This is a genomic window from Jiangella alkaliphila, from assembly GCF_900105925.1.
Classification (GTDB): Bacteria; Actinomycetota; Actinomycetes; order Jiangellales; family Jiangellaceae; genus Jiangella; species Jiangella alkaliphila.
In genome coordinates, this window is the sequence record NZ_LT629791.1 from 4891414 (window position 1) to 4917162 (window position 25749).

General features: G+C 73.4%; 21 protein-coding genes. 12 read left to right on the top strand and 9 right to left on the bottom strand.

Annotated features, from left to right (window positions below):
- Positions 1 to 21: 21 nt before the first annotated feature.
- A complete protein-coding gene (locus BLV05_RS22350) occupies positions 22 to 4008 on the bottom strand; it encodes a metallophosphoesterase (protein WP_152691113.1) in 3987 nt (1328 codons plus the stop codon).
- A gap of 146 nt (positions 4009 to 4154) precedes the next feature.
- Here BLV05_RS22350 and BLV05_RS22355 point away from each other — a divergent pair, with 146 nt between their 5' ends.
- Together BLV05_RS22355 and BLV05_RS22360 are read left to right on the top strand one after the other, a co-directional pair.
- Positions 4155 to 4430, top strand: a complete 276-nt coding sequence (locus BLV05_RS22355; protein WP_046772715.1) for a hypothetical protein — start codon at positions 4155 to 4157, stop codon at positions 4428 to 4430.
- Positions 4431 to 4496: 66 nt separating this feature from the next.
- Positions 4497 to 5234 (top strand): hypothetical protein, encoded by a 738-nt coding sequence (locus BLV05_RS22360; RefSeq protein ID WP_046772714.1) that lies wholly within the window; start codon positions 4497 to 4499, stop codon positions 5232 to 5234.
- Here the strand turns inward: BLV05_RS22360 and BLV05_RS22365 are convergent.
- A complete protein-coding gene (locus tag BLV05_RS22365; protein ID WP_046772713.1) occupies positions 5227 to 6909 on the bottom strand; it encodes an ABC transporter ATP-binding protein in 1683 nt (560 codons plus the stop codon). The genes BLV05_RS22360 and BLV05_RS22365 overlap by 8 nt on opposite strands.
- On the bottom strand, positions 6902 to 8569 hold the full coding sequence (locus tag BLV05_RS22370; protein WP_052763156.1) for an ABC transporter ATP-binding protein: 1668 nt from the start codon (positions 8567 to 8569) through the stop codon (positions 6902 to 6904). The genes BLV05_RS22365 and BLV05_RS22370 overlap by 8 nt, the downstream gene beginning before the upstream one ends.
- 119 nt (positions 8570 to 8688) lie before the next feature.
- Here BLV05_RS22370 and BLV05_RS22375 point away from each other — a divergent pair, with 119 nt between their 5' ends.
- Positions 8689 to 9483 carry an AraC family transcriptional regulator gene (locus BLV05_RS22375; RefSeq protein WP_046772712.1) on the top strand — a complete coding sequence of 265 codons (795 nt, stop codon included), beginning with the start codon at positions 8689 to 8691 and terminating at the stop codon, positions 9481 to 9483.
- On the opposite strand, the gene BLV05_RS22380 is transcribed toward BLV05_RS22375, so the two are convergent.
- Positions 9459 to 9668: a hypothetical protein gene (locus tag BLV05_RS22380; RefSeq protein WP_046772711.1), complete on the bottom strand. Its 210-nt coding sequence runs from the start codon at positions 9666 to 9668 to the stop codon at positions 9459 to 9461. The two genes, BLV05_RS22375 and BLV05_RS22380, sit on opposite strands and share 25 nt — an antisense overlap.
- A 97-nt stretch (positions 9669 to 9765) precedes the next feature.
- Here BLV05_RS22380 and BLV05_RS22385 point away from each other — a divergent pair, with 97 nt between their 5' ends.
- The gene (locus BLV05_RS22385; protein ID WP_046772710.1) at positions 9766 to 10635 is read left to right on the top strand and encodes a helix-turn-helix domain-containing protein; all 870 of its coding nucleotides are present in this window, start codon (positions 9766 to 9768) and stop codon (positions 10633 to 10635) included.
- A gap of 66 nt (positions 10636 to 10701) precedes the next feature.
- Positions 10702 to 11283, top strand: coding sequence for a dihydrofolate reductase family protein (locus BLV05_RS22390; RefSeq protein ID WP_046772709.1), 582 nt, complete (start codon positions 10702 to 10704; stop codon positions 11281 to 11283).
- Positions 11284 to 11302: 19 nt separating this feature from the next.
- Here BLV05_RS22390 and BLV05_RS22395 read toward each other — a convergent pair whose 3' ends face one another.
- Entirely contained in the window at positions 11303 to 12202 is a 900-nt protein-coding gene (locus tag BLV05_RS22395) for a siderophore-interacting protein (RefSeq protein ID WP_197683259.1), read from the bottom strand.
- A 234-nt stretch (positions 12203 to 12436) separates the two neighbouring features.
- Here BLV05_RS22395 and BLV05_RS22400 point away from each other — a divergent pair, with 234 nt between their 5' ends.
- The 7 genes from BLV05_RS22400 (at position 12437) to BLV05_RS22430 (ending at position 21630) form a co-directional block, all read left to right on the top strand.
- Positions 12437 to 14302 carry a calcineurin-like phosphoesterase C-terminal domain-containing protein gene (locus BLV05_RS22400; protein WP_046772708.1) on the top strand — a complete coding sequence of 622 codons (1866 nt, stop codon included), beginning with the start codon at positions 12437 to 12439 and terminating at the stop codon, positions 14300 to 14302.
- A 42-nt stretch (positions 14303 to 14344) separates the two neighbouring features.
- On the top strand, positions 14345 to 15115 hold the full coding sequence (locus BLV05_RS22405; protein WP_046772707.1) for a creatininase family protein: 771 nt from the start codon (positions 14345 to 14347) through the stop codon (positions 15113 to 15115).
- Positions 15112 to 16299 carry an N-methyl-L-tryptophan oxidase gene (solA, locus tag BLV05_RS22410; protein WP_046772706.1) on the top strand — a complete coding sequence of 396 codons (1188 nt, stop codon included), beginning with the start codon at positions 15112 to 15114 and terminating at the stop codon, positions 16297 to 16299. The genes BLV05_RS22405 and solA overlap by 4 nt, the downstream gene beginning before the upstream one ends.
- Positions 16300 to 16407: 108 nt before the next feature.
- Complete coding sequence (locus BLV05_RS22415) at positions 16408 to 18042, top strand: ABC transporter substrate-binding protein (RefSeq protein ID WP_046772705.1); 1635 nt, start codon at positions 16408 to 16410, stop codon at positions 18040 to 18042.
- Entirely contained in the window at positions 18039 to 19019 is a 981-nt protein-coding gene (locus BLV05_RS22420) for an ABC transporter permease (RefSeq protein WP_046772704.1), read from the top strand. The genes BLV05_RS22415 and BLV05_RS22420 overlap by 4 nt, the downstream gene beginning before the upstream one ends.
- 56 nt (positions 19020 to 19075) lie before the next feature.
- Entirely contained in the window at positions 19076 to 19834 is a 759-nt protein-coding gene (locus tag BLV05_RS22425; protein ID WP_046772703.1) for an ABC transporter permease, read from the top strand.
- Entirely contained in the window at positions 19831 to 21630 is a 1800-nt protein-coding gene (locus BLV05_RS22430) for a dipeptide ABC transporter ATP-binding protein (protein WP_046772702.1), read from the top strand. Before BLV05_RS22425 ends, BLV05_RS22430 begins: the two co-directional genes overlap by 4 nt.
- A 16-nt stretch (positions 21631 to 21646) precedes the next feature.
- On the opposite strand, the gene BLV05_RS22435 is transcribed toward BLV05_RS22430, so the two are convergent.
- Genes BLV05_RS22435 through BLV05_RS22450 form a run of 4 tightly spaced genes read right to left on the bottom strand, consistent with a single transcriptional unit; the run spans position 21647 to position 25736 of the window.
- Positions 21647 to 22564 carry an RNA polymerase sigma-70 factor gene (locus BLV05_RS22435; RefSeq protein ID WP_046772701.1) on the bottom strand — a complete coding sequence of 306 codons (918 nt, stop codon included), beginning with the start codon at positions 22562 to 22564 and terminating at the stop codon, positions 21647 to 21649.
- Complete coding sequence (locus tag BLV05_RS22440; protein ID WP_046772700.1) at positions 22561 to 23511, bottom strand: NAD-dependent epimerase/dehydratase family protein; 951 nt, start codon at positions 23509 to 23511, stop codon at positions 22561 to 22563. The genes BLV05_RS22435 and BLV05_RS22440 overlap by 4 nt, the downstream gene beginning before the upstream one ends.
- Before the next feature lie 24 nt (positions 23512 to 23535).
- Entirely contained in the window at positions 23536 to 25125 is a 1590-nt protein-coding gene (lnt, locus tag BLV05_RS22445) for an apolipoprotein N-acyltransferase (RefSeq protein WP_197683260.1), read from the bottom strand.
- A gap of 17 nt (positions 25126 to 25142) precedes the next feature.
- Positions 25143 to 25736, bottom strand: coding sequence for a dihydrofolate reductase family protein (locus BLV05_RS22450; protein WP_046772699.1), 594 nt, complete (start codon positions 25734 to 25736; stop codon positions 25143 to 25145).
- Between the last annotated feature and the right edge of the window lie 13 nt (positions 25737 to 25749).

Here is a 25749-nt window from a genome sequence, read left to right on the forward strand (position 1 = left end):
GGCGACCCCGTCGGAGCAGGACTATTCGGCTGGCGTCTCCTCCGGTTCGAACGGCGCGAAGTACGGGTACAGCGGCGCGCTCGGCCCCCACGCCTGCGGCCGGCCGCGAGCGTCGGTCGTCGTGAAGACGGCCGGCTCGGACGCGGTGACGCCGCCGCCGGCGCTGTGCGCGGTGACGATCCACGCGTAGGTCGTGGCCGGGCGCAGCCCTGCCCACTCGACCGAGGCGATCTCGCCGGACGGCACCGTGACCTCACCCAGCGGCTCGGCCGGCGTGTAGAGCGCGATCGCGTCGGTCTGGAACGTGGTCGTGCGGGTCTGCAGGTCGACCGGCAGCACCATGTTGTCCTCGGTGCCGTTGTACCGGCCGTTGGTGTCGAACTCGGTCGCGCCGAAGTCCGCCAGCAGCGGCGAGTACGTGTCGACGATCAGCTCGGACCGGTCGACGTCGAACTGCAGCAGCCGGAAGAAGCTGGCGCCGAACTGCAGCTGGTCGTCCGGCTCGTAGCCGCCGATCTCGGTCAGCCCGAGCCGGTCGGCGGACACCGTGTAGAACTGGTAGTCCGCCAGCAGTTCCACCACGCCGCGGCTGATCTCGCCGCCGACCTGCGGCTTGATGTTCGTCCCGACGCCGTGCTCGTGGCCGGCCAGCACCAGGAACACGTTCGGGTTGGGCTCGACGACGCGGCGGAACAGCATCGCGCCGTCCGGGCCGGAGAAGCCGGCGCCGCGGCCGTCCGGGCTGGTCGACGGCACCAGGTAGTCGTGCGAGAGCAGGATGCCGTTGCGGTCCGGGAACCGCTCGAAGATCGAGTTCGCCCACTCGGCCTCCTCCCGGTCGACGCCGTAGGAGAGGCCGACGACGACGAAGTCCAGGCCACCGGCCGAGAACAGGTCGTAGTGGTTCTGGTTGTCGCCCTCGCGCCACGGGCCGCCGTACTCCGCGTGCTCCCACTGGTCGTCGGCGGCGGCGTACCGGTCCGGCCCGTAGTACTGGTTGTACAGCGCCTCCGGGCCGGTCTCGCGGCCGGACTGGTTGTCGTGGTTGCCGGCGATGACGCCGTTCGGGATGCCGGCGCCGTCGAGCACGCCCTGCTGCTCGGACGAGAACTCGAACTCGCCGATGACCTGCTGGCGCATCGGCTCGTCCAGCGGCGGCCGGGTGTTGTTCTCGACGATGTCGCCGGTGTGCGCGGCGTAGGCGATCTTCCGCTCGTCGGCGTTGTCGACGACCCAGTCGACGATGCCCTGGTAGGCCGACGCCCAGACGGCCCGCTCCTCCGGGGTCTCCTGCTCCACCGCACCCTCGGAGATGTACTGGGTGTCGGTGAAGTGGACGATGGAGAAGTCGTACGTGTCCGGGTCGGCGAAGCCGTTCGGGTCGCCCGGCTCGATGTCGTCGGCGAACGGGTCCTGAGCGGTGACGAGGACGTTCACCCGGTTGCGGTCGACGTACTTGGCCTCGACGGTCGCGGACAGCTCGGTGTTGGCCTCGACGGCGCCGCGGGCGGTCGCGAGCGCGTCCCACGCCTGGGTCTCGGTGTTCCAGGCGTGCAGCGTCACCAGCCGCTCCGGGTCGGCGACGCCCTCCCAGCGCACGAACGGTGCGTCGACGTTCTTGCGCACCCGGATGTCGAACCGCTGGAAGGTGATGTCGCGGCTGGTCGGCGCGGCGAGCGTGCGCCCGTCCAGCGGCGCGAGGGCGTTCGTCTGGGCCGGCCGCTCCCCCGGCACCCGCAGGGTCGTCGGCATGGTGGCCGTGCTGCCCTGCCAGGCGCTGTTCGCGGTGGCCACCTCGGCCTGCGCGAACGACGTCGTCACGTCGCCGCCGCCGGGCGTGGCCACCCGGGCCGACAGCGTCACGGCCTCGCCGACGTCGGTGGCGCCGGAGGCCGGGGCCAGCTCGGCCGGGACGTCCGGGATGCCGGCGCTGGCGAAGACGATCTCGCGGACGGCGGTGTTGCCCATGACGTCGGTGCCGGTCACGGACAGCGTGTGCTCGCCGGGCGTGAGGCCGGGGCCGATCGGGGCGCCGAGCGCGACCTCGGTGCCGTCGAGCGCGACCTCAGGGCCGGACAGCACACCGGAGTCGTCGTCGAGCTGGACGTCCAGCACGACCGCCGATGTGATCGTCTCGCCGGCGGCCGGCGTGCTCGCCGTCACCTCGGGCGCGGTGTTGTCGGTGACCAGCAGCCGGGTCGCGACCTCGCCGGTGGTGGACGACGCGGCGATGGTGTGCTCGCCGTCGGGCAGCGCCGCGGTGTCGAGGTCGGCGCGGATGCCGCGGGCCGGCGCGTCGACGAGGAAGTGCAGGTCGACCTCGCGCAGCGGGTTCACGGTGGAGCCGCAGTCGCCGTCGCCCATCCCGTAGCTGGGCTGCGGGAGCTGCGTCGTCGCCGTCCCCTCCGCCGGGGTGAGCGTGACGTTCGAGACGACGAAGTCGTCGCGGTTGTTGCCACAGCCGGTCGGGAACGTGCCGGTGACGAGGTCGATGGTGTTCCAGCCGGGCACCAGCCACTCGTTCGGGACGGTGATCTCCACGCGCTCGCTGACGTAGTCGCCGCCCAGGTCGAGCCGCATGCCGTTGACCAGCAGGTGGTTGCGGTAGCGCGTCTCCATCGAATTGGTGGCGATGTCGAACGCGAAGACCGCCAGGCCCGAGCCGAGGGTCGGGCGGACGTGCGCGGCCGGCGCGTCGATCACGTAGTGCAGCTCGACCTCGCGCAGCGCCGTCGTGCTGGTGCCGCAGCTCCCGTCGCCCATCGCGTAGGACGGCGCGATGTCCTGCCCCGCCGCGGTGCCGTCGGCGACGGTCAGCGCCAGGTTCGCGATGCCGAAGTCGTCGCGGTTGACGCCGCAGGCCTCCTGCCGGCCGCCGGTGACGACGGTGATGACGTTGTCGCCCGGCACCAGGTACTGGTTCGGGATCGGGAAGTCGACCCGCCGGCTCACGTAGTCGCCGCCGAGGTCCAGCCGCTTGCCGTTGACCAGCAGGTGGTTGTGGTACCTGACGTCGAGGGAGTTCGTGCCGACGTCGAAACTGAACGTCGACACCCCCGCGCCCAGGGTCGGCTTCGTGACCGGCTCGGCGCCGTCGACGGTGAGCGACGGCACCGCGCCGGGCGTGCCGGCGGGGAACGACGCGATCACCGGCTGGGTGCCGGCGGCGAGGGTGCCGTCGGCGGGCTGGACGTGCGGGGCGCCGGTCGCGGCGTTGTTCACCGTGACGGCGTGCGTGGTGGCGGCGCCGGACGCGGTCCGGGCGACGATCTCGTGCGGGCCGTTGGCCAGCGTCGTCGTGTCGACCTCGGCGGTCAGCCCGGTGGTGCCCTGCGGGTCGCCGTCGATCACGAAGGTCAGCTCGGCCTCGAGCAGCAGCGAGGTGTTCGTCCCGCAGGAGCCGTCGCCGAAGGCGTAGGTGAACTCGTTGGCGTCGCCGTCGGCGGCCCCGCCGAGCAGGTCGAGGGTGAACTCCGAGAGCACGAAGTCGTCGTGGTTGATGCCGCAGTCGGTGCTGATGGTGCCGGCGAACACCTCGACGGTGTTCTGGCCGGGCACGAGGTGCTCGTTCGGGATGTCCAGGCTGACCCGCTGGTTGACGGCGTCGCCGAGGTCGATCCGGTGGTCGCCGTTGATCAGCACGTAGTTGCGGTAGCGGGCCTCGGTCGAGTTGCTGCCGACGTCGAAGCTCAGCGTCGACACGCCGACCGTCGGCGTGCCCTGGACCGGCGTGCCGTCGATGGCGAGGCTGGTGACGTCGTCGTCGGCCGTGACCGGCTCGGACGCGACGGTGACGGTGCCCTCCAGGAACGCGCCGTCGGCCGGTGCCAGCGTCGGCGGCTGCGCGTCCGCGTCCCGGTTCTCCTCGGCGGTCTCGGCCGGCGCGTCCTGCGCGGCCGTCACCGCGTAGGAGGCGGGCCAGGTGACCCCGACGAGGACGGCGGCAAGCGCGGCCGTGACCAGCGCGGCCCTTCTCTTCCGTCTTCCGGGACGTGGGGGCAGCGTCATCGGCGGGCCTGTCTCTCGAGGGCGGGTGTGGGTGGAGCGCCCTGGATTGTCCCGATCGCCGGGAACGCTCACCGAGCCGCGCAACGAAACGGCGGTGACCGTTTCGTGAACCCTTGGCCGTCATCCCGGCATGGGAAGCTGTGTGCATGGAAGGTGACCCGGCCACCAAGCCCCGTCCCCGCGGCCTCGGCGGCCCGGCCCTGTTCACCGGCGTGCTCGCGCTGGTCTTCGCGTTCGTCCCGATCGTCGGCGAGTTCGTCGCGCTGCCCGCGGCCGTCGTCGCCATCACGCTGGGCCTGATCGGGTGGGACCGCGCCGAGCGGGGCCTCACCGACGACGGCGCGCGGGCGCTCACCGGCGGGGTGCTCGGACTGCTGGCCGGCCTGATCGTGTTCTTCGTGTTCCTCGCCACGATGGGCTGAGAGGCTGTCGCATCCCGCGTCGACAGGTTAGGTTAGCCTTTCCTTTCGACGCATCTGGAGGCGGCCATGACCTGCCCCTCGCCCGCCGAGCGGGCCCGCACGCTGCTGCGCGGCCGCCTGCCCGGCCTGCTCTTCCTCGACGACGTCGCGGTGCCGCTCCCGGTCCGGCACGGCACCGATCACGCCGGGCAACCGTTGCTGCTGGTCCCGGCCGCCGGCGGGCTGCGGGAGGCGTTGCGGGCACGCGGCCCGGTCGGGCCCGGCGGCGTGCTCCGCGTGGACGACGTTCCGCCGTCCGCCGACGCGCCGAGCCTCGGCCGGGCCCGGGCCAGCGGCCGGCTGCACCCCGTCGACCCCGGTGAGAGCAGCACCGCGGCCGCGCTGGAGTTCGCCACGGCCAACCCGCTGCCCAGCCTGCTCGGCGTCGGCACCGAGGCCGTCCTGTACCGGCTGCACCTGACCGGCGTCCACCTCGTCAGCGACCAGGGCGGCGGCCCGCTGGACCCGGCCGAGTACGCCGCCGCCGAGCCGGACCCGCTGCACGAGGCCGAGCGCGACCTGCTGCTCGACCTCGCCGACCACCACGTCGACGAGCTGGAGCCGTGGTTCCGCACCGCGCTCGGGTCGGCGGGGATCGAGGCCGAGCACCCGCGCGCGGCCCGGCTGGACCGGTACGGGTTCACCGTCGACACCGGCCGGCCGCGACGGCGCTGGGTACGGCTGGACTTCGCCCGGCCGCTGGACACCGTCGACGAGCTCGCCCAGCTGCTGCACCCGGTGCTGTTCCACCCGCACGTCAGCTGAGCGCGACCACCCCGGCGTCGACCCTGACGACGGCCGCGTGGCGGGCGATCGTCTCCGGCCGGTGCGCCACCAGGATCAGCGTCCGCCCGGCCCGCACGCGGTCGACGGCGGTCTCGATGCTGGCCGCGACGTCGGGGTCGAGGTCGGCGGTGGCCTCGTCGAGGATCAGCACCGCCGGGTCGACCAGCGCGGCCCGGACGATGCCGACCAGCTGCTGCTCGCCGGCCGACAGCGCCGACCCGTACGGCCCGACGACGGTGTCCAGCCCGTCCGGCAGCCCGGCCAGCCACGACGTCAGCCCGAGCCGGTCGACGGCGTCGAGCAGCTCCGCCCGGGCCGGGTCGTGCGGCACCAATGCGAGGTTGTCCGCGAGCGTGCCGCTGACCAGGTGCACCTGCTGCGGCACCAGGACGATCCGCCGCCGCACCTCCGCCTCGGTCGCGGTGGCGAGGTCGACGCCGCCGAACACGACCGTGCCCGCGTCCGGCCGGTAGAGGCCGCTGGCCAGCTTCACCAGCGTGCTCTTGCCCGAGCCGGTCGGGCCCGCGATCGCCACGTGCGCGCCGTGCGGGAACGTCACGTCTACACCGGCCAGCACGTCAGTGCCGGGCCGGTAGGCGTAGCGGACGCCGCGGACGGTGAGGTCGCCGGCGTCGGGCAGGGTCGCGCCGGAAGCGGGCGAGCGGTCCGCCGTCCGGTCCAGCAGGTCCAGCAACCGGGCCAGGCTGACGGCGGTCGCTTGCAGCTCGCCGAACACCTGCGACAGCCGCAGCACGCCCTCGAACAGGTTCGCCATCGCCAGCACGAAGACCGCGACCGTCCCGATGGTGAGCCTGCCCTCCCCCGCCAGCCAGGCGCCGGCGACCAGCAGGACGGCGATGGACAGGCCCTCCAGGAAGCCGATCAGCCGCAGCCGCAGCTCGACGTCGACGGTGTGGTCCTCGGCGGCGCGCAGGGCCTCGGCCTGGGCGGCGAACCGGCGCCGCCGCTCCGGCATGCCGCCGGTCAGGTCCAGCGTCTCGCGGCCGGCCAGCGTCTCGGTGAACGTCGCCGCGATGCCCGCGCGGTCGGCCGCCACCCGCCCGTAGGCGGCCTTCGCGTCGCGCCGGAACCAGCGGATCACCAGCCAGGTCGCCGGCAGCGTCACGGCCAGCGTGATCAACGTCAGCAGCGGCGAGTACGACAGCAGCACACCCAGCGTGAGCAGCAGCGACAGCGACAGGTTGACGACGTCGGGCAGCTGCTGGCGGACGAAGTCGGTGACGGTGGCGACCTCGCCCGTGGTGCGCTGCAGCAGGTCGCCGACCCGGTGCGACTCGAGGAACCGCAGCGGCGCCGACGCGATGCGGGCGACCGCGGTGTCGCGCAGGTCGCGCACCACCCGCTCGCCGGTCCGCGTCAGCAACACCTCGGACGTGCGCAGCAGGAAGATCCGCGCGACGACGACCACCGCCAGCACGGCGACCGCGGTGAACAGCCCGGACCGCGACCGCTGCACCAGCTCGTCGATCGCCCGGCCGATGATCGGCGCCATCGACACCAGCGCGCCGGCGCTGAGCACGCTGACGGCCAGCGCGAGCAACGCCTCGCGCCGGTACGGCCGGGCCACGGCGGCGAAGCGCCGGTACACGCCGCGGGTGGGCGGCGCCTCCTCCAGCACGGGCTCCTCAGCCATCGATGCTCCCGACCGTTATCGGGGCCTGGAGGTCGACGACGCGGTCGGCCCGGTCCCGGAACTGCGTGCGGTGCGACACGGCGACGATCGCGGTGTCGGGCAGCTCGGTGCGCAGCCGGTCCAGGATCGCCCGCTCGGTGCCGACGTCGACCGCCGAGGTGACGTCGTCGAGCAGCAGCACCCGCGGCCGGCCGAGCAGCGCGCGGGCCAGCGCCAGCCGCTGCACCTGCCCGCCGGACAACGTCGTCCCGCGCTCGCCGACCGCCGTCTCGTACCCGGCCGGCAGCGCGCGGACGAACCCGTCGGCGCCGGCCACCCGGCAGGCCCAGGCGACCTCGTCGTCGCCGGCCGCGCGGCCGAGCCTGACGTTGTCGGCGATGGTGCCGGTGAGCACCAGCGGCCGCTGCGGCACGTAGCCGATCCTCGCCCACCAGTCCATCCGGTCCGCGCGTGCGACGTCGGCGCCGCCGAACCGGACGGTGCCCGCCGCGGGATCGTCCAGCCGGGCGACCGCCCGCAGCAGCGACGACTTGCCGCTGCCGACCGGGCCGCGCAGCACGACCAGCTCGCCGGGCGCGGCCGTCAGCCGCAGCGGCTCCGTCGGCTCGCCGCCGCTGCCCGTGCGGGCGGACAGCTCGTCCAGCACCAGGTCGCCGCGTTCGGGGAGAATGGCAGCGCCGGCCGGTCCGCGCGGCGACGGCGTATCCAGCACCGCCGCGATCCGCGTCCCCGACACCTCGGCCTCGCGCCGGTTCGACACCAGCAGCACCAGGAAGCTCAGCGCGATGGTCAGCATCGTCATCCAGGACGTGTAGGCGATCAGGCCGCCGATGCTCAGCCCGCCGTCGAGCACGGCCAGCCCGCCCGTCGCCAGGCCGGCCGCGATCGCCAGCCGCGGCACCGACGGCGGCACCGACGCCCACCAGGCGGCCACCCGGGCGACGGTCAGCGTGTGCACCGTGACCTCGCCGCTGGCGTCGGCGTGCCGGCGGACCAGCCGGCCGGTGCCGCCGAGCCCGCGCACCGCGCCGGCCGCGGACAGCAGCTCCTCGACCGCGCCGGCCCGGCGGGCGTGCGCGCCGGCCAGCTTCTCGGCCGCGGCGGCGAACCGGGGCGGGAAGATCAGCTGGGTGGCGACGACCAGCGGCGCCATCGCGGCCGTCACGACCAGCAGCCGCGGATGCAGCGTCGCGATCGCCGGCACCACGACGACGATCGTGCTCAGCGACAGCGTCCAGTACGTCAGTTTGTCGACCCAGTCGGCGACGGTCAGGACGTCGCGCTCGGCCCTGGAGGCGAGGTCGCCGCGCTCGAACCGGGCGGTCACGGCGCCGTCGGCGGCGCCGGCCCGGTCCAGCAGCCGCTCGCGCAGGTCCAGCGCGGTCACGTTGGCCGCGTGCCGGGTCAGCCGCTCGCCCAGCGTCCCGCCGACGAGCACGAGCAGGGCCAGCCCGACGACGGCCAGCGCCCACCCGGCGGTCCGGCCCGCCGCGCCCGCGTCCAGCCCGTCGTCGACGGCGCGCTGCACGAGCGCGGGCGTGGCCAGGTAGCCGAGCTGACCGGCCAGGCCGCAGAGCAGGCCGGTCACGAGCACGCGCCGGCGCTGGCAGAAGATCTCCCGCAGCAGCCGGCGTCCGGGGGCGCGGGTCTGGTCCGCCATCGCAGCGATGTCCTCTCGGGGTCGGGCGTCACCGTCAGGTTAGGTTCGGCTAACCTGGTAGTGGTCCAACCCAGCGGTCGCCTCACATCACGCCGCGGACGTCGACGGTCGGAGGTCTGGTGTTCGCGCGCTCGTTCGGCGGCGGACTCGACGGCGCCGAGGAGTTCTGGCTGACCCGCTTCGACCTCCCGCGGCAGACCGGCTTCACCACCCACGAGCACGCCGAGCACCAGCTGTCCTGGGTGGCGCACGGCCAGTTGGTGGTCGAGGCGGGCGGGAGCTGGCTGCTGCCGCCATCGCAGGCGGTGTGGATCCCGGCCGGCACCCCGCACGCGCTGCGCGCGACCCGTCCGACCCAGCTCTACTGCCTCTACCTGTGGCCGGCCGACTGCCCGATCACCTGGACCACCACCACGGTCGTCGCCGCCGACCCGATGCTGCGGCAGGTCATGCTGTACCTCGCCCGGCCGGACCTGCCCGACGCGGCCGCCCAGCGGGCCCGCGCGCTGCTGGCCGACCTGCTGCGCCCCGGCCTGGTGCACCCCGGCCTCCTGCACTCCGGCGCCGGCCCAGCGGCGGACGTCCCGATGCCGGCGGCCGGGCGGGCGCGCGAGCTGGCGCAGGCGCTGGTCCGCTCCCCCGGCGACCCCCGCAGCCTGCACGAGTGGGCCGCCGCCCTGCACGTCAGCGAGAAGACCCTGCGCCGCGCGTTCGTCGCCGAGACCGGCATGACGTTCACCGACTGGCGCACCCAGGTGCGGCTGCGCGCGGCGCTGCCGCTGCTGGCTGACCGGCTGCCGGTGGCCGCGGTCGCCGGCCGGGTCGGCTACCGCAGCGTCAACGGGTTCATCAACGCCTTCCGCCGGCACTTCGGCCGGACGCCCGGCAGCTACGCGACGCTGCTCGGTTCCTGAGGGCCGCCGGCCAGGCCCAGCCGCTCCGCCCGGCGCATCAGCCCGATCCGCTCGTCCAGCCAGCCGTCGATCGCGGTGTGGATGCGCAGCAGCTCACCGGGGTCGTCGCAGCGGCGGCGGTAGTCGGCCAGCCAGCTCAGCGTCTCGTCGATGTAGCGCAGCTTCGCCGCGATCGGCCACGTCATCACGGCTCCCCTCACCGTTGCGCGAGTGTCCGTGGCCAGGTTCGCCCCGTCGCCGCCCGCCCGCCTCCTCCGGTCCGGGTGAGAGCGCGGAGGGGTGATGTCGGCGGGGGTCGGCGATACTGGGCGCGTGGAGTACGTGTCCAGAGCGCCGCGACCGCCACTGGACGGGCTGATCGACGACCTCTACTACCTGGAGGGTGCGCCGCCGTACGCCCGGCTGTTGCTGCCGCCGAGCCCGTCGGCGCTGCTCATCGTCAACCTCGGGGCGCCGTTCAGCATCCGCGCCGGCACCGACCTCGAGACGGCCGAGTACGCCGACGGCTGCGTGGTCACCATGCCCACCCGCGCGTTGGAGTTCGGCTACCCACCCCGGACACGTTCCGTCGGCGTGCACGTCAAGCCATGGGGGCTGGCGCCGTTCCTGCCGATGCCCGCGGCGGAGCTGTGTGACCGGCCGGTGACGATCGAGCAGGTTTGGGGCCGGCCCGCCATTGCTGACCTGCGAGACCGGCTGGCCACGGCGGACGGACCGCACGAGATGCTGACGCTGCTCGAGGAAGAGCTGATGCGACGGCTATGCGAGACCGCCGGCCTGGGGCTGGTCCGCCATACGAGCAGCGTCATCGCGGCCACCAGCGGGACGGTGGCGATCGGCGACCTGAGCGTGGCAGCCGGTGTCAGCAGCACTCATCTGGCACAGCGGTTCAAGGAGCTCGTCGGCGTCACACCGAAGCGGCTGGCCCGCACCCAACGCTTCACCGCCACCGTGCTCCCGATCAACCCCGCCGAACCGATCGACTGGGGCGATCTCGCCGCTCGCGCGGGCTACTTCGACCAGGCCCACTTCGGCCACGAGTTCCGCGAGTTCACCGGGCTCACGCCGACCCGGTACGTCGAAGTCCGGCGGCGGTTCCTGCGCGAACATCCCGGCCACACGCTGTACGGCTGGCCGCTGCCGGCCGATTGATTTCTTACAAGAGCGACAGCTCACGACACGCCACTATGGGGGCATCACAAAGCAGAGGAGAGCCCCATGGGCAACGTAGTCATGTATGCCTCGGTGTCGGTGGACGGCTTCGTCGCGGACGAGAACGACCAGCCCGGGCCGCTGTTCGACTGGTTGACCAGCGGTGACGTCCCGTTGGATGAAAGCGGCGAGGTGAAGGTGTCGCAGGTGTCCTACGACCACACCCGGGCGTACTGGGACCAGATCGGGGTGACGATCGCCGGCCGCCACGTCTTCGACCTGACCGACGGCTGGGACGGGAAGCCTCCGGGCGGGATCGACCACGTGGTCGTCGTGACGCACCGGCCGGCGCCCGAGGGCTGGGACCCCGAGGCGCCGTTCCACTTCGTCGACGGCGTCGAGGCAGCCGTGGCCAAGGCGCAGGAGCTTGCGGGTGACCGCATCGTCGAGGTCGCCGCCGGCGACGTCGGTGGCCAGGCGCTTGCCGCGGGCCTGGTCGACGAGGTGCGCATGGACGTCGTACCCGTCGTGCTCGGGTCCGGCAAGCGCTACTTCGGGTCGGTCGACGCGCAGCACCTGCTGGAGGATCCCGACGTGGTGATTCAGGGCAACCGGGTGCTTCACCTGCGCTATCCGGTGCGCCGTTGACCGATCCGAGCGGTCGGCGCTAGAGGCCGAGCGACTCCAGCCGGGCGATGTACTCGTCCTCCTGCTCCTCCTCGTCGGCGCTGGACTCCCACGGCGCGAGCAACCACTGCTGGGTGGCCTCGTCGAGGGCGGCCAGGCGGCGGTTGTACTCCTCGCCGTTGTCGGTCCAGTAGCCGACCACCTTGTACGCCGACGGCGGCAGCTTCAGCTCGTGCCGCAGGTAGCGGCGGGCGTCGCGCAGCACCGCGGTCTCGCCGGCCACCCAGACGTACCCGCTGCCCCTCGGCAGCTCCGCCGTGCGCAGCGCGCCGGACAGCCGGCTGGGGCCGTGCCCGTTGCCGCCGTACAGCCACACCACCTCGACGCCCGCGCCGCCCGGCAGCTCGACCCGATGCGCCGGTGACGGCACCTCGAGCACCGCGCGGGTGCGGACGCCGTCCGGCACCGCATCCAGGATCCGCGTCGCCGCCGGCAGCCCCGCGGCGTCGGCCAGCAGCAGTTGCCAGCTCAGGTCGGCGGGCGGGTCGTACATGCCGGTCGGCGTGTTGACGGTGACGACGTCGCCCGGCGCCGCCCGCTGTGCCCACGCCGCCGCCACCCCGCCGTCGTGCACGACGAAGTCGATGACCAGCTCGCCGCGGCCGCGGCGGAAGTCGCGGACCGTGTACGTGCGCATCGGCGACGGCTCGGCGTCGTCGGGGTAGGTCCAGCGGCCGTCGGGGTGGATCACGGGCAGCACCGGCTCCGCACCCTCGGGCGGGAAGAAGATGCGCAGGTACTCGTCGCCCACCTGGGTCGACGCGAACCCGCTCAGGTCCGGCCCGCCGAACACGACCCGCACCATGTCGGCGCAGATCGGCCGGGCCTCGACCACCTCCGCTCGGAAGAACCGCATGGGCAGGTCGGCACCGACGGCCATCCGCACTCCTCGAACCTACGACGACAGAAGTGAGGAAAGCCTAACCTGCCAACGTGTGGCGGCGCGACGCCGCGGGTCCTGCCGTCCCGCTACCGGCGTGACGACCCGAAGACAACCCGGCGGTCACGGTCTGGTCGGGCTGCGTTACCGGGATGTTCCGGATGATCCGGAAGGGTCGCGGGTGTGCCGGCCGGGTCCGGCCGGCACACCCGACGACACCCGGGAGAACCCTGCATGTCTTCGAGAGATCGCGTCCTCGCCGCGGTGGCCGGCCTCGCCGGCATCGCCGCCGTCGCGGCGACTGTCGCGACGCCCGGCGCCGCGGCGTCCGGGCGGTACCAGGACTGGGACGACACCGCCTACCGCGGCCAGATCGAGGTCGTCCGCAGCGACGACGGCCCCGCCGACCCCACGGTGCTGAACGGCACCGTCTTCAACGACCGCGACCGCGACAGCCACCACGACCGGAACGAGCGCGGCCTGCGCGGCGTCGAGGTCTCCAACGGGCGTGACGTGGTGACCACGGACTCGCGCGGCCGCTACCAGCTGCCCGTCCACGACAACATGACGGTCTTCGTCACCCAGCCCGCGGGCTACCAGGTGCCCGTCGACGACTCCAACGTCGCGCAGTTCCACTACAACCACCTGCCCGCCGGCTCGCCCGAGCTGCGCTACGGCGGCATCGAGCCGACCGGCCCGATCCCCGACGCGGTGAACTTCCCGCTGGTCGAGAGCCGCCTGACCGACGACAGCGACCTGAACTGCATCATCGCCGGCGACCTGCAGACGTACAACATCACCGAGGTCGAGTACGCCCGCAAGGGCGCCATTCGCGACCTCTCCCGCCGCGACGACTACCAGGGCTGCGGCAGCCTCTTCGTCGGCGACGTGGTCGGCGACGACCTCTCGCTCTACGACGAGGTGAAGGGGCTGACGGCGCAGACGAACGGGCCGGCCCGGTTCCTGCCCGGCAACCACGACCTCGACTTCGACGCCACGACGGCCGAGCACTCGTTCGACACGTTCCGGGCGCAGCTCGCGCCGGCGTACTTCTCCTACGACGTCGGCGAGGCGCACGTCATCGCGCTGAACACGGTGCGCTACCCGTGCACCCCCGACCTCGACAACGCCGACGGCCTGCGCCCGGAGTGCAACGACCCGGTCAACCGGCCGCGCTACAACGGGTTCATCGACGCCACCCAGATGGAGTGGCTGCGCCAGGACCTCGCCCAGGTCGACCGCGACAAGCTCATCGTCATCGCCGGCCACATCGGGCTGCTGAACTGGGCCGACGAGGGCAGCGCGATCCACCAGGTGGACCAGGTCCGCGAGGTGTACGAGCTGCTGCACGGCCGCAAGGCGGTCGCGCTGGCCGGGCACAGCCACTCGATCGAGAACCTGCGCACCGGCGACTCCATGCAGGGCTGGAACGACCTGTTCGGCGTCGACTCGCTGCCGTTCCCGCACCTGACCGTGGGCGCGATCGCCGGCGACTGGTTCTCCGGCCGGGTCACCGAGGACGGCTACCCCACCGCCCTGCAGCGCGACGGCGGCCGGCCGGGCGTCCTCACCCTCGAGCTCGACGACGCCTCGTTCCAGGAGCGGTTCACCGTCACCGGCGAGCCGGACCGGGAGCAGACCCAACTCGGCCTCAACACGCCGGCCTACCGCGACTGGTTCGTCGCCCGGGACGCCTGGAACGACAATCCGGCCGGCGCCGCCCCCGAGCTGGGCGACCCGCTCGTCGTCGACCAGGCCGACCTCGCCGGCGGCACCTGGCTGACGACGAACTTCTTCATCGGCGGCACCGGCTCCACCGTCACCGTCCGCCTCGACCGCGGCCGCCCCGTCCAGGCCGTCCGCACCCAGGCCATGCAGGGCGAGGACCAGCTCATCGGCCCCGAGTACTCCGACCCGGTCGCCGTCGCCGAGCAGCTCGTGCACGGCGGCAGCGTGGCCGACCGGACCATGCACCTGTGGCGCTTCGACCTGCCGGCCGACCTGGCCCCGGGTACCCACCGGGCGCACGTCACGGCCACCGACGTCCACGGCCGCCGCTACGCCGACACGCTCACCTTCCAGGTGGTCGCGCAGCGCTGACCGTCCCCCAGCAGCCTCCGGCGCTCATGGTTCGATAGGGCGATGAGCGCCGGAGTGCTGCGACTGACCGACGTGTCCTGGCCGCGGGTGCGGGCCGCCCTCGACGCCGGGCAGCGGACCGCCCTGTTCGCCGTCGGGTCCACCGAGCAGCACGGCCCACATCTGCCACTCGCTGCCGACACCCTGCTCGGCGACGCCCTGGTCAGCCGGCTGGCGCCGCGGCTGGGCGACGTCCTCGTAGGGCCGACGGTGCCGTTCGGCGTCGCCACCCACCACATGGCCTTCCCCGGCACGCTGACCCTCGACACCGAGACGTTCCAGGCGGTCGTCCTGCAGTACGTCGGCAGCCTGGCCGCGCACGGGTTCGAGACGGTGCTGGTGGTGCCCAGCCACGGCGGCAACTTCGCGCCGCTGGCGCAGCTGCTCGAGTCCACCGGCGGCGACGTCGGCGGAGCCCGGTTCGTCCCGTACACCGACCTCAGCGCGTTCATCGCCGTGCTCGAGCGGGTCGGCCGCGACGACGGCATCGCACCCGAGGTCGGCGGCGTGCACGCGGGCGAGGCCGAGACGTCCATCCTGCTGGCCGAGCGGCCCGACCTGGTCGACATGAGCGCCGCCGTCCAGGGCTTCGACGGTGTCTTCGACGACGAGACCGCCCGGCGGGTGTTCACCGGCGGCACCGCCGCGCTGTCGGCCAACGGCGTCCTCGGCGACGCCCGGCCGGCCGACGCCGCCCGCGGGACGCGCTACCTGGACGCGCTGACCGACCTGCTGGCCGCGCACTTCGCACCCGTCCTGGAGGGCCGTTCGTGAAGACCGCCTACGACCACATCGTCATCGGGGCCGGGGCGCTGGGCTCGGCCGCCGCGTACCGGCTGGCCGCGGCCGGCCACACCGACGTGCTGGTGCTGGAGCAGTACGAGCTCGGCCACACCCGCGGCGCGTCGGAGGACCACTCCCGCATCATCCGGCACACCTACCACTCCACCACCTACACCGCGCTCACGCCGGCCGCCTACGCCGCCTGGGACGAGGTCGAGGACGAGACCGGCCTGCAGCTGGTGTTCAAGGTCGGCGGCCTCGACCTCGCCGTCGCCGGCACCCCCGGCGAGCAGGAACTGAACCGGTACGAGTCCTCCCTGCATCCGCTCGCGGCGCAGGGCGTGACGTGGGAGCGCCTGGACGCAGCCGAGGTGCGGTCGCGGTGGCCGCAGTGGCGCATCGACGACGACGTCGTCGGCCTGTTCCAGCCGGACGGCGGCATCCTCGACGTCCGCCGCGCCACCGCCGCGCACATCGCGCTGGCCCGCGGCCGCGGCGTCGAGTTCGCCCCCGGCACCACCGTGCTCGGGCTGACATCGACGGACACGCACATCACCGTCACCACCAGCCGGGGCGAGTTCACCGCCGGCTCGGTCGTGCTGTGCGCCGCCTCCTGGACGCCGACCCTGCTGCCGAGCCTCGGCGTCGACTGGCCGATCACGCTGAGCCAGGAGCAGGTCAGCTACTTCGCCACCCCGAACCTGCGCGACTTCGCCCCGGACCGGTTCCCGATGTGGATCTGGCACGGCGAGGCGTTCTTCTACGGCTTCCCCGTCTACGGCGAGGTCGCCGTCAAGGCCGCCCGCGACCTCAGCGGCCGGTTCGTCACCCAGGAGACCCGCAGCGACGTCCCCGACCCGGCCGCGACGGAGGAGGTCGCGGCGTTCCTGCGCGACCGCCTGCCCGGCGCCGCCGGGCCGGAGCTGGTCAGCAAGACCTGCGTCTACGACCTGCCGCCGGACCGCGAGTTCATCCTCGACCACGTCCCCGGCCACCCGCGCGTCGTCGCCTTCGTCGGCGGCGGCCACGCGGCCAAGTTCGCGTCGCTGCTCGGCCGGATCCTCGCCGACCTCGCGGCGGACGGCTCGACGCCGTACCCGATCGACGCCTTCCGCGCCGACCGCCCTGCCCTCACCGACCCGGCGTTCGTCCCCACGTTCCGGCTGACCTCATGATCACTCCGCCGAACATCCGTTTCACCTAGTGAATCAGTTATACCGGCCGTTGACACCTGCTCGGAGGGCGGATTAGGTTCGCTGGACAACCAGTGGAGGAGGCCCCCCATGCCGCCTGTCCCCCACGACGTGTTCCGGTGGCCCGACCTGCTCAGCCGGCGGCAGGTGCTGCGCGCCGCGGGCGCCGGCCTGGCGGTCGCCGGGCTCGGCTCCATAGCCGCCGCGTGCACGGCCGAGTCGCCACCGGGCGGTTCCGGCGACGGCGACGGCTCGCCCGGCGGCGGCGATCCGGTGCTGCGCACGGCGATGGCGAACACCTTCGCCGACCTCGACCCGACCACGGCCGCGACCGTCGGCACCATCGCGATCAACCGGTTCGTCTACGAGTCGCTGTACCGGCTCGACCCGTTCCCGCCGCGCGCCGACCTGACGCCTGAGCTGGCCGCCGACCTGCCACAGGAGATCGACCCGACCACGTACCGCATCCCGCTGCGCACCGACGCGGTGTTCCATGACGGCACCCCGCTGACCGCCGACGACGTCGTCTTCACCATCCAGCGCATCAAGGACCCGGCCGCCGCGTCGCTGTTCGCCCGGTTCTTCGAGATCGTCGAGTCCGTCACTGCCGTCGGCGAGCACGAGGTCGAGCTCCTGCTCACCCAGCCGACCACGCTGCTCGCGCAGCGGCTGGTGCTGGTCAAGGGGATGTCGCGGCGCGCGATCGAGAGCTCCCCCGACGCCCTGACGATCGCGCCGGTCGGCACCGGGCCGTACCGCGTCCAGTCGGTGGTGTCCGGCCAGGAGGTCGCGCTGACGCTGTTCTCCGACTACACCGGGCCGGCCCGGGTGAGCTTCGACGAGGTCGGCATCACCGTCACCGCCGACGGCAATGCCCGCGTCGCCGGGCTGCGCAGCGGCCGGACCCGCGTCATCGAGGACGTCCCGAGCAGCTCGTTCGACAGCCTCGCCGGCATGGACGGCCTCCAGGTCGAGGGCGCACCCGGCGACCACCAGACCGGCCTGATGTTCCACTGCGGGAAGCCGCCGTTCGACGACGTCCGCGTGCGGCAGGCCGTGCTGTTCGCGATCGACCGCGACACCATCACCCAGACCAGCTTCTTCGGGCACGCCACGCCGGCCTGGGACGGCGTCATGACCACCGACAACCCGGAGTGGGTGGAGCCCGAGCTGATCTACCGGTACGACCCCGACCACGCCCGCCAGCTGCTGGCCGACGCCGGATACGGAGCCGGCGGCGTCCCGATCGACTTCATCGCCGGCAACCTGGAGTTCCTCGCCTCGCAGACCCCGATCATCGAGGAGAACCTGCGGGCGGTCGGGTTCGAGCCGAACGTCGTCCCGGGCGAGCTGGAGTCGCTGTACGCGCGCGTCACCGAGGGCAGCTACCAGCTGTTCCTCATCATGACCGACACCGCGGCACTGGGCGCGACGGACGCGGAGTTCCTGCTGCGCTGGTCCTTCTACGGCACCATCCCGCGCGAGTTCCTCTACTGGAACGTCCCCGAGCGCGACCGCGTCGAGCAGTTGCTCGACGTCGCGCTGACCACGCCCGACGCGGCCGCGCGGTCCGCGGCGCTGGCCGAGGCGCAGAACATCCTGCAGGTCCAGGCGCCGCTGGCCCGGCTGCACCGCGCCGACTACCTCACCGGCTGGTCCGACACGCTGCAGGGGTTCCGGCCGCTGCCCACCGCCGGGTTCGACCTGGACGGCGTCACCGGATGACGTCGGTCGACGCCGCCGCGCCGCACGTCCGCTTCGTGCTCCGGCGGTTGCTGCTGGCACCGCTGATCCTGCTCGGCGTCGTCTTCACCGTCTTCGTGGTCGTCGACCTGTCGCCGAACGACCCCGCCCGGGCGGCGCTGGGGGTGTTCGCCGACGCCGAGCAGCGGGCCCGGTTCGCGGCGGAGAACGGCCTCGACGACCCGCTGCCGGTGCGGTTCGTCCGGTTCCTCGGCGACCTCCTCCAGCTGCGCCTGGGCGACTCGGTCGTCCGGGCCGAGTCGGTCAACGAGCTGATCCGCATGGCGCTGCCGATCACCCTCCAGCTGATGCTGCTGGCGACGGTCATCGCGGTGACGGCGTCGCTGCTGCTGGGGATCGTCGCGGCCCGGCACGAGGGCCGTCCGGCCGACCGCGCCATCAGTGTGGTGGCGGCGTTCTTCCAGGCCGCGCCGCAGTTCTGGATCGGCCTGCTGTTCGTGCAGCTGTTCGCGGTGGGGCTCGGCATGCTGCCGGTGGGCGGGTACACGCCGCTGTCGGCCGGGTTCAGCTACTGGTTCTCGTCGCTGATCGGCCCGGCGATCGTGCTGGCGCTGCCGTTCGCCGCCGCGATGACACGGGTGATCCGCGCCTCCGTCGCCGACGAGCTGGCCAAGGACTACGTGCGGACGGCGGTCTGCGCGGGGCTGCCGACCGGCACGGTGCTGGTCACCAACGTGCTGCGCAACGCGCTGATCACGCCGATCACGGTGCTCGGCGTCTACGTCGGCGCGATGATGTCCGGCGCGATCCTCGTCGAGACCGTCTTCACCATCCCCGGCATGGGGACGCTGCTGGTCACCGGTGTCCGGCAGGGCGACCTCGGCATCGTCCGCGGCGTGGCGATCGTCGGCGCGGTCTCGTACGTGCTGGTCAACGTTGTGATCGACCTGCTGTACCTGCTGCTGAACCCGCGCAGCGCGGAGGTGGTGCGGCCATGATCCGCGCGGTCCTGCGGGCCCGGCCGGGCGCACGCTGACTGGCCGGCACCGCCGTCGTGCTGGTCGTGGTGCTGGTGGTGCTGCCGCTGCTGATGCCGTACTCGCCGAGGGCCATCGACGGCGCCGCGGCCCTGCAGGCGCCGTCGGGCGAGCACTGGTTCGGCACCGACCAGCTCGGCCGCGACGTGCTGTCGCGGGTCGTCTACGGCGCGCGGCTGAGCCTGCTCGTGGCGGTCTGCTCGGGAGGCGCGGCGCTGCTCGGCGGCGGCCTGCTCGGCGCGCTCGCGGCGAGCAGCCGCGGCTGGGTCAACGAGCTGATCATGCGGGTCATGGACGTCGGGCTGGCCTTCCCCGGCATCCTGCTCGCGGTCGTGCTCGCCGCGGCGATCGGGCCCAGCCTGTGGGCCACGGTCGTCGTGCTCGGCGTCATCTACACGCCGTCGATGGCGCGGGTTGTCCGGGCGGCCGTCTTCACCGAGCAGGGCGAGGACTACGTCACCGCCGCGACGCTGTTCGGCAGCAGGAAGATCCGCGTGGTCGGCTACCACATCGGGCTCAACGCGGCCCTGCCGGTGATGGTCTACACGACGCTGGTCATGGCCGACGCCGTGGTGACCGAGGCGGCGCTGTCGTTCATCGGCGCCGGCATCCGCCCGCCGGCGCCGTCGTGGGGCAACATCATCAGCGACGGCCAGGCGGTGATGGGCGCCGGCGCGTGGTGGGTGTCGCTGTTCCCCGGCCTCGCCATCGTCGCCGCGGTGCTGGTGCTGAACCGATGCTCCGAGGCCGTCGGCACCCGGTTGAGGTCGCGATGACGACGAACGAGGCGCCGCTGCTGGACCTGCGCGACCTGCGGGTGCGCTTCCCCAAGCGGTACGGCGACGTGCCGGTGCTGGACGGCGTCGGCCTCACCGTCCACCCGGGCGAGGCGGTCGCCGTCGTCGGCGAGTCGGGCTGCGGGAAGACGCTGCTCGGGCTGGCCGCCGCGCACGTGCTACCGCCCACCGCGAAGGCGTCCGGGACGGTCGCCTTCCAGGGCCGCGACCTCCGCGCGCTGTCCCGGCGCGAGCTGCGCCGCGTCCGCGGGGCCGGCATCGGCGTCGTCTTCCAGGACGCGATGACCAGCCTGAACCCCGGCCTCACCGTCGGACGTCAGCTGCGCCAGGTGTGCAAGCTGGGGGCGTCGTCGACGCCGGAGGAGCTGCTCGACGCGGTGGGGCTGGAGCACTCCGCCCGCATCCTGGGCGCCCGGCCCTACCAGCTGTCCGGCGGGCAGCGCCAGCGCGTGCTGATCGCGATCGCGCTGGCCCGCGACCCCGCCCTCGTCATCGCCGACGAGCCGACGACGGCGCTGGACGTCACCGTGCAGCGGCAGGTGGTCGAGCTGCTCCGCGGTCTGCAGGAGAGCCGCGGCTTCGCGCTGATGTTCATCAGCCACGACCTCGCCCTGGTCTCCGAGGTGGCCGCCCGGACGACGGTGATGTACGCCGGCCAGGTGGTCGAGTCCGGCCCGACCGCCGAGGTGCTCGGCCGGCCGCGGCACCCGTACACCGCCGGCCTGCTGAACGCGAGCCGCAGCTTGGAGGAGCGCTGGCCGGACCTGGCGCCGATTCCCGGCCACGTCCGCCAGCCGGCCGAGTTCGCGTCCGGCTGCCGGTTCCGCGACCGCTGCGCCCGCGCCGACGACGCCTGCGCCACCCGGCCGGACCTGCTCGCCGGCGGCGCCCGGCTGCTCGCCTGCTTCCACCCGCTGACGGAGCCGCCACCCCGGCCCGCGCCTGCCCGCGTGCGTGATCGCGCCGAGGACGCCGACGACGGCGGCGGCCACGCTCGCGAGGCGATCGTCGAGGCCCGCGACGTCGTCGTCGACTACGGCAGCACGCGGTCACGCACTCTGGCGGTCGACGGCGTCAGCGTCACCGTCCGCGCGGGCCAGGCCGTCGGGCTGATCGGCGAGTCGGGCTCGGGCAAGACCACGCTGGCGCGGTCGCTGCTGGGCCTGATCGAGCCAGCGGCGGGCCACGTCCTGCACCGCGAGCAGGACATCTACCGGCTGCCGCGGGTTGCGCGGTTCCGCCGGCTCGGCCGCGACGCCGCGATGGTGTTCCAGGACCCGCGCAGCTCCCTGAACCCGCGGCTGTCCGTCGGCGCCGTGGTCCGCGACCCGTTGACCGTCCTGGGCATCGGCGACCGCCGGTCCCGCGACGCCACCGTCCGCGCCACGCTGGAGAGCGTCGGGCTGCCGGGCGCGATGGCCGACCGGCCGGTGCGGGCGCTCTCCGGCGGCCAGCTGCAGCGGGTCGCGCTGGCCCGCGCACTCGTCGTCGAGCCCAGCCTGATCGTCGCCGACGAGCCGACGTCCGCGCTCGACGTCTCGGTGCAGGCGCAGATCCTCATGCTGCTGCACCGGATCCGGGCAGAGCGGCACCTGGCGCTGCTGATCGTCTCGCACGACATGCGCGTCGTCCGGTTCGCCACCGACCACGTCGCCGTCATGCGCGGCGGCACGATCGTCGAGGCCGGGCCGACCGAACGCGTCTACGAGGACCCGCGGCACCCGTACACGCAGGCGCTGCTGGCCGCGGCGCCCACGCTGCACGCCCCGCGCTGAGGTCCAGCCGGTCCGGTCAGCGGCGACGAGCCCGGCGCACCTCGTTGGCGACCGCCCACGCGTCGGACAGCGGGCCGAGGTGGTGCAGCTTGTCGGGGTTGACCACCGAGCGGATCGCCTGGATCCGGCCGTCGAGCACGTCCAGCGTCATCGTGCCGATCAGCGCGCCGTCGCGGTCGCGGACCACCGCGCCGGGCTGGCCGTTCAGGGTCTGTGGCTCGATCGCCGCGCCGATCGCGGCCAGCGCCGGCATGAACGACCCGACCAGCCGGGCCACGTTGTCGGCGCCGTACACGCCCTTGGCCAGCGCGGGCGCCTTGCCGCCGCCGTCGCCGACCATCTGCACGTCGGCGGCGAGCAGCTCGCGCAGCCCGTCGACGTCGCCGTCGCGGACCGCCCCGAAGAACCGCGCCGCGAGCTCGTCGCGCTCCTCCCGATCGGCCGCGAACCGCGGGCGGCCGTCGTCCATGTGCCGCCGCGCCCGGACGGCGAGCTGGCGGCAGGCCGCCTCGGACCGGCCGACGGCGGCCGCGATCTCCGGGAAGCCGAAACCGAACACGTCACGCAGCACGAACACCGCCCGTTCCAGCGGGCTGAGCCGCTCGAGCAGCAGCAGCGCGGCCATCGACACCGAGTCGGCCAGCTCGGCCGACCGGGCCGGGTCGTCGTACGGGTCGGTGGCCAGCGGCTCGGGCAGCCACGGCCCGACGTACTCCTCGCGCCGCACCCGGGCCGAGCGCAGCACGTCGATCGACACCCGCGTGACCACGGCCGACAGGTACGCCTTCACCGACACCGGGCGGGTCGTGGCGGTCTGGTAGCGCAGCCAGGTCTCCTGCACCGCGTCCTCGGCCTCGCTCACGCTGCCGAGCAGCCGGTAGGCGATGGAGAACAACAGCGGCCGCAGGTCCTGGAACTCCTCCGTGGGCGTCATGCCGCTTCCTCCTTGGAACCCTCGCTCTTGAAGCCCTCGCGCCAGGTGGGATACCGCAGGTCCCAGCCGAGCTCCCGCTTGGCCTTGGCGTTGGAGAAGGGCCGGCCCTGAGTCATGATCGCCACCCCCATCTCGCCGGCGAACGGCCGGACCAGCCATGCGGGGACGCGCAACGGCCGCTTCGCCCCGACGCACGAGGCCAGGTACGGCAGCCACTCGCGGACCGGGGCCGGCTCGTCGTCGACGATGTTGAACACGCCGTTCGCCTGCTGCTCCACAGCCAGCACGGTAGCGCTCGCGGCGTCGTCGATGTGCACCCACGAGAAGTAGCCGGCGCCGCCGCCGATGACCGGCATCCGCCGCTTGCGGACGAGGTCGATCTGATCCTCGATGCCGCCGCCGGGACCGTAGAACCCGCCGTAGCGCAGGGCCGCGCCGCCGGCCTTGACGACCACGTCCTCGACGTAGCGCAGCGGCCGGACCATGATCCGCAGCTTGGCCGGCAGCTGCTCCGTCGGCAGCGCCTCGTCCTCGGTCACCGAGCCGGCCGCACGGTTCGCGGGCCAGTTGGCGAGGCTCTGCGCGACGACGTGGGTGACGCCGGTCGCCTCGGCGGCGGCCAGCAGGTGATCCGTCCCGGTCGTCCGCAGCCGGTTGGTGGTGGCGGCGAACCGCTCGGGGTGCCGGAAGTCAGGCTTGCCGATGTAGTCCGGCGACAGCGCGGTCATCTCGTGCACGATCGCGTCGGGCCGAGCGTGCGCCACCGCCTCGCCGACCGACGCCGCGTCGAGCCCGTCCATCAGCACGCCCTCGGCGCCCAGCTGCGTCAGCAGGCCCAGCCGGCCCGGGTTCGTCGTCGTCGCCGTCACCTGGTGGCCCCGCGCCACGAGCTGGGGCACCAGACGCCGTCCGATCGCCCCGGTCCCGCCCGCCACGAACACCCGCATCACGTCACGCTCCTCGTCCGGTCGTTACTCCCGGACCCGAGACGAGACAGCCCGGCGCCCCGTGACATGGGCGGCGACATGGGCGGCGACACGGGCGACGGCCGCGGCGATCAGTGGCAGCGCGATCAGCACCAGGACCGGCCAGTCGCCGGTGCGGGCGTACGGGGTCAGGCCGGTGCGCAGCGGCACGCTCTGCTCCAGCAGCTCCTGCGTGCCCAGCCCGCTGAGCCGCGTCACCGACCCGTCCGGCAGCACGATCGCGGAGTAGCCGGTCGGCGCGGCCTGCAGCACCGTCCGGCCGAACTCGCGGGCCCGCAGCCGCGACGCCGCCACCTCGATGGCCGGCACTTCCTCACCCACGTACGACGACGCGTTCGTCGGCGCCAGCACCACCTCGCCGCCGTCGCGCACGCCGTCGGCGACCCGGTCGGCGAAGAAGACCTCGTAGGAGATGACGATCGCCAGCGGCGTCCCGGCCGCCTCGACGACGGCGTCGGTCGTCCCCACGATCGCGTCGCGCGGGACGAAGCGGGTGTCGTCGCTGAGCGCCTCGAACAGGCCGCGCAGCGGGATGTACTCGCCGAACGGGACCCGGTGCTGCTTCTCGTACCGGTCGGTGATGGCGCCGTCGGGCCCCCACACGACCGAGGCGTTGCGGAACCCGTCGACCTCGCCCTCGGTTACGCCGACGACGAGCGTGGTGCCCAGCCGCCGGGCTTCGTCGGCGAACGCCTCGTCCAGCGCGGTGCCGGCGATCGGCCCGTCGACGTCGGCCACGTTCTCCGGCAGCAGCACGACGTCGGGCTCGCCGTCCACCTGCTCCAGCGCCTCCAGGTGCCGGTTGGTGGCGTCCATGGAGTCGATGAAGATCGCCCGCAGTCCGCGCGGCCCGCCGCCCTGCACGATGACCGCGTCCAGGCTGCCCGCGTCGCGCGTCATGGCGGCGCCGCTCAGCGCGAGCGGAAGCCCGACGGCGACGACGGCGGTCGCGGCGGCGACCAGCCTCGTGCGGTTGCCGCGGTTGCCGCGGTTGCCGCGCTTGCCGCCGGCGACCACCATGCCCGCGAGCGCCCCGCCGGCCAGCGCCGCGAGCGCCGTCACGAACAGTGCTCCGCCCAGCGGCGCGACCGCCAGGAACGGGCTGTCGGTGAGGCTCAGCCCGAGCGCGGGCAGCGGGAAGCCGCCGAACGGGAAGCGGTACTGCACCGCCTCCAGCAGCACCAGCGCCGCGGGCGCGACCAGCCACCAGCCGGGCCATCGTCCGGCCGACCGGCCCGGCGACACCGCCGCGACCGCCGTCAGCAACACGGTTTCCAGCACCGCCACGGCCGCGTACCCGGGCGGGCTGAAGTCCGTCATCCACCGCAGCGCGACGACGTAGTGCACCACGCCGCACAGCGCGCCCAGCCAGAGCCGGTCGCGCAGCCGGTGCCCGGCCAGCGCCAGCGCGAACCCGGCGACCCCGAGCGGGAACAGCGGCCACCAGTCGCGCGGCGGCAGCGCCAGCCACCACAGCACCGCGACCGCCACCATCAGCCCGGCGCTCACGGCCCGCCGCTGGTGAGCAGTGAGTTTGCCAGTCAGTCCGGCCGCGGCGGTCAGTGGTCCACGCATCGCGGCCATCCTACGGTTCAGTCGTAGCTGACCCCGTAGCGCAGGTGGGTCACGTTCTTGCCCTCGACGACCTGCAGCAGCTCGAGGTGGGTGCGCTCGTTCTCGATGTTGTCGAGGTAGCGGACGCCGTCGCGCATGAGGATCGGCACGAGGTCGATCCGGATCTCCTCCAGCACGCCGAGGTTGACGCACTGCTGGGCGATATTCGGCCCGGCGACGCCGATGTCCTTGCCGCCGGCGATGGCCCGGGCCTGCTCGAGCGCGCTCTGCACGCTGTCGACGAAGGTGAACGGCGCGTCCGGGATCGGCGGCCAGTTCGCCGGCGGCGGCCGGTGCGTCACCACGAACGTCGGCGAGTCGTTCGGCGGCTTGCCGCCCCAGCCGTTGGCGTGGTCGAAGATCCGTCGCCCGGCGATGAACACGCCCTCGGTCTCGTTCTGGTGCCAGTAGGCGGCACTCGCCTCGGACATCCTGAACGTGATCGGGTAACCAGCCGGCCGCACCTCGACGTCGCCGCTGTTGTACCAGTCGAAGAGCGCCCCCACCGAGTCGTCCGGGTACGCGACGAACCCGTCGAGCGACATGGTGAAGCTGGAGAAGATGACGCCCATCCGTGCCTCCTGT

Bases quoted from the DNA above. Each gene is read 5' to 3' on its own strand.
- BLV05_RS22350 (WP_152691113.1), bottom strand. From the start codon at position 4,008: ATGACGCTGCCCCCACGTCCCGGAAGACGGAAGAGAAGGGCCGCGCTG.
- BLV05_RS22355 (WP_046772715.1), top strand. From the start codon at position 4,155: ATGGAAGGTGACCCGGCCACCAAGCCCCGTCCCCGCGGCCTCGGCGGC.
- BLV05_RS22360 (WP_046772714.1), top strand. From the start codon at position 4,497: ATGACCTGCCCCTCGCCCGCCGAGCGGGCCCGCACGCTGCTGCGCGGC.
- BLV05_RS22365 (WP_046772713.1), bottom strand. From the start codon at position 6,909: ATGGCTGAGGAGCCCGTGCTGGAGGAGGCGCCGCCCACCCGCGGCGTG.
- BLV05_RS22370 (WP_052763156.1), bottom strand. From the start codon at position 8,569: ATGGCGGACCAGACCCGCGCCCCCGGACGCCGGCTGCTGCGGGAGATC.
- BLV05_RS22380 (WP_046772711.1), bottom strand. From the start codon at position 9,668: ATGACGTGGCCGATCGCGGCGAAGCTGCGCTACATCGACGAGACGCTG.
- BLV05_RS22385 (WP_046772710.1), top strand. From the start codon at position 9,766: ATGTCGGCGGGGGTCGGCGATACTGGGCGCGTGGAGTACGTGTCCAGA.
- BLV05_RS22390 (WP_046772709.1), top strand. From the start codon at position 10,702: ATGGGCAACGTAGTCATGTATGCCTCGGTGTCGGTGGACGGCTTCGTC.
- BLV05_RS22395 (WP_197683259.1), bottom strand. From the start codon at position 12,202: ATGGCCGTCGGTGCCGACCTGCCCATGCGGTTCTTCCGAGCGGAGGTG.
- BLV05_RS22400 (WP_046772708.1), top strand. From the start codon at position 12,437: ATGTCTTCGAGAGATCGCGTCCTCGCCGCGGTGGCCGGCCTCGCCGGC.
- BLV05_RS22405 (WP_046772707.1), top strand. From the start codon at position 14,345: ATGAGCGCCGGAGTGCTGCGACTGACCGACGTGTCCTGGCCGCGGGTG.
- BLV05_RS22415 (WP_046772705.1), top strand. From the start codon at position 16,408: ATGCCGCCTGTCCCCCACGACGTGTTCCGGTGGCCCGACCTGCTCAGC.
- BLV05_RS22420 (WP_046772704.1), top strand. From the start codon at position 18,039: ATGACGTCGGTCGACGCCGCCGCGCCGCACGTCCGCTTCGTGCTCCGG.
- BLV05_RS22430 (WP_046772702.1), top strand. From the start codon at position 19,831: ATGACGACGAACGAGGCGCCGCTGCTGGACCTGCGCGACCTGCGGGTG.
- BLV05_RS22435 (WP_046772701.1), bottom strand. From the start codon at position 22,564: ATGACGCCCACGGAGGAGTTCCAGGACCTGCGGCCGCTGTTGTTCTCC.
- BLV05_RS22440 (WP_046772700.1), bottom strand. From the start codon at position 23,511: ATGCGGGTGTTCGTGGCGGGCGGGACCGGGGCGATCGGACGGCGTCTG.
- lnt (WP_197683260.1), bottom strand. From the start codon at position 25,125: ATGCGTGGACCACTGACCGCCGCGGCCGGACTGACTGGCAAACTCACT.
- BLV05_RS22450 (WP_046772699.1), bottom strand. From the start codon at position 25,736: ATGGGCGTCATCTTCTCCAGCTTCACCATGTCGCTCGACGGGTTCGTC.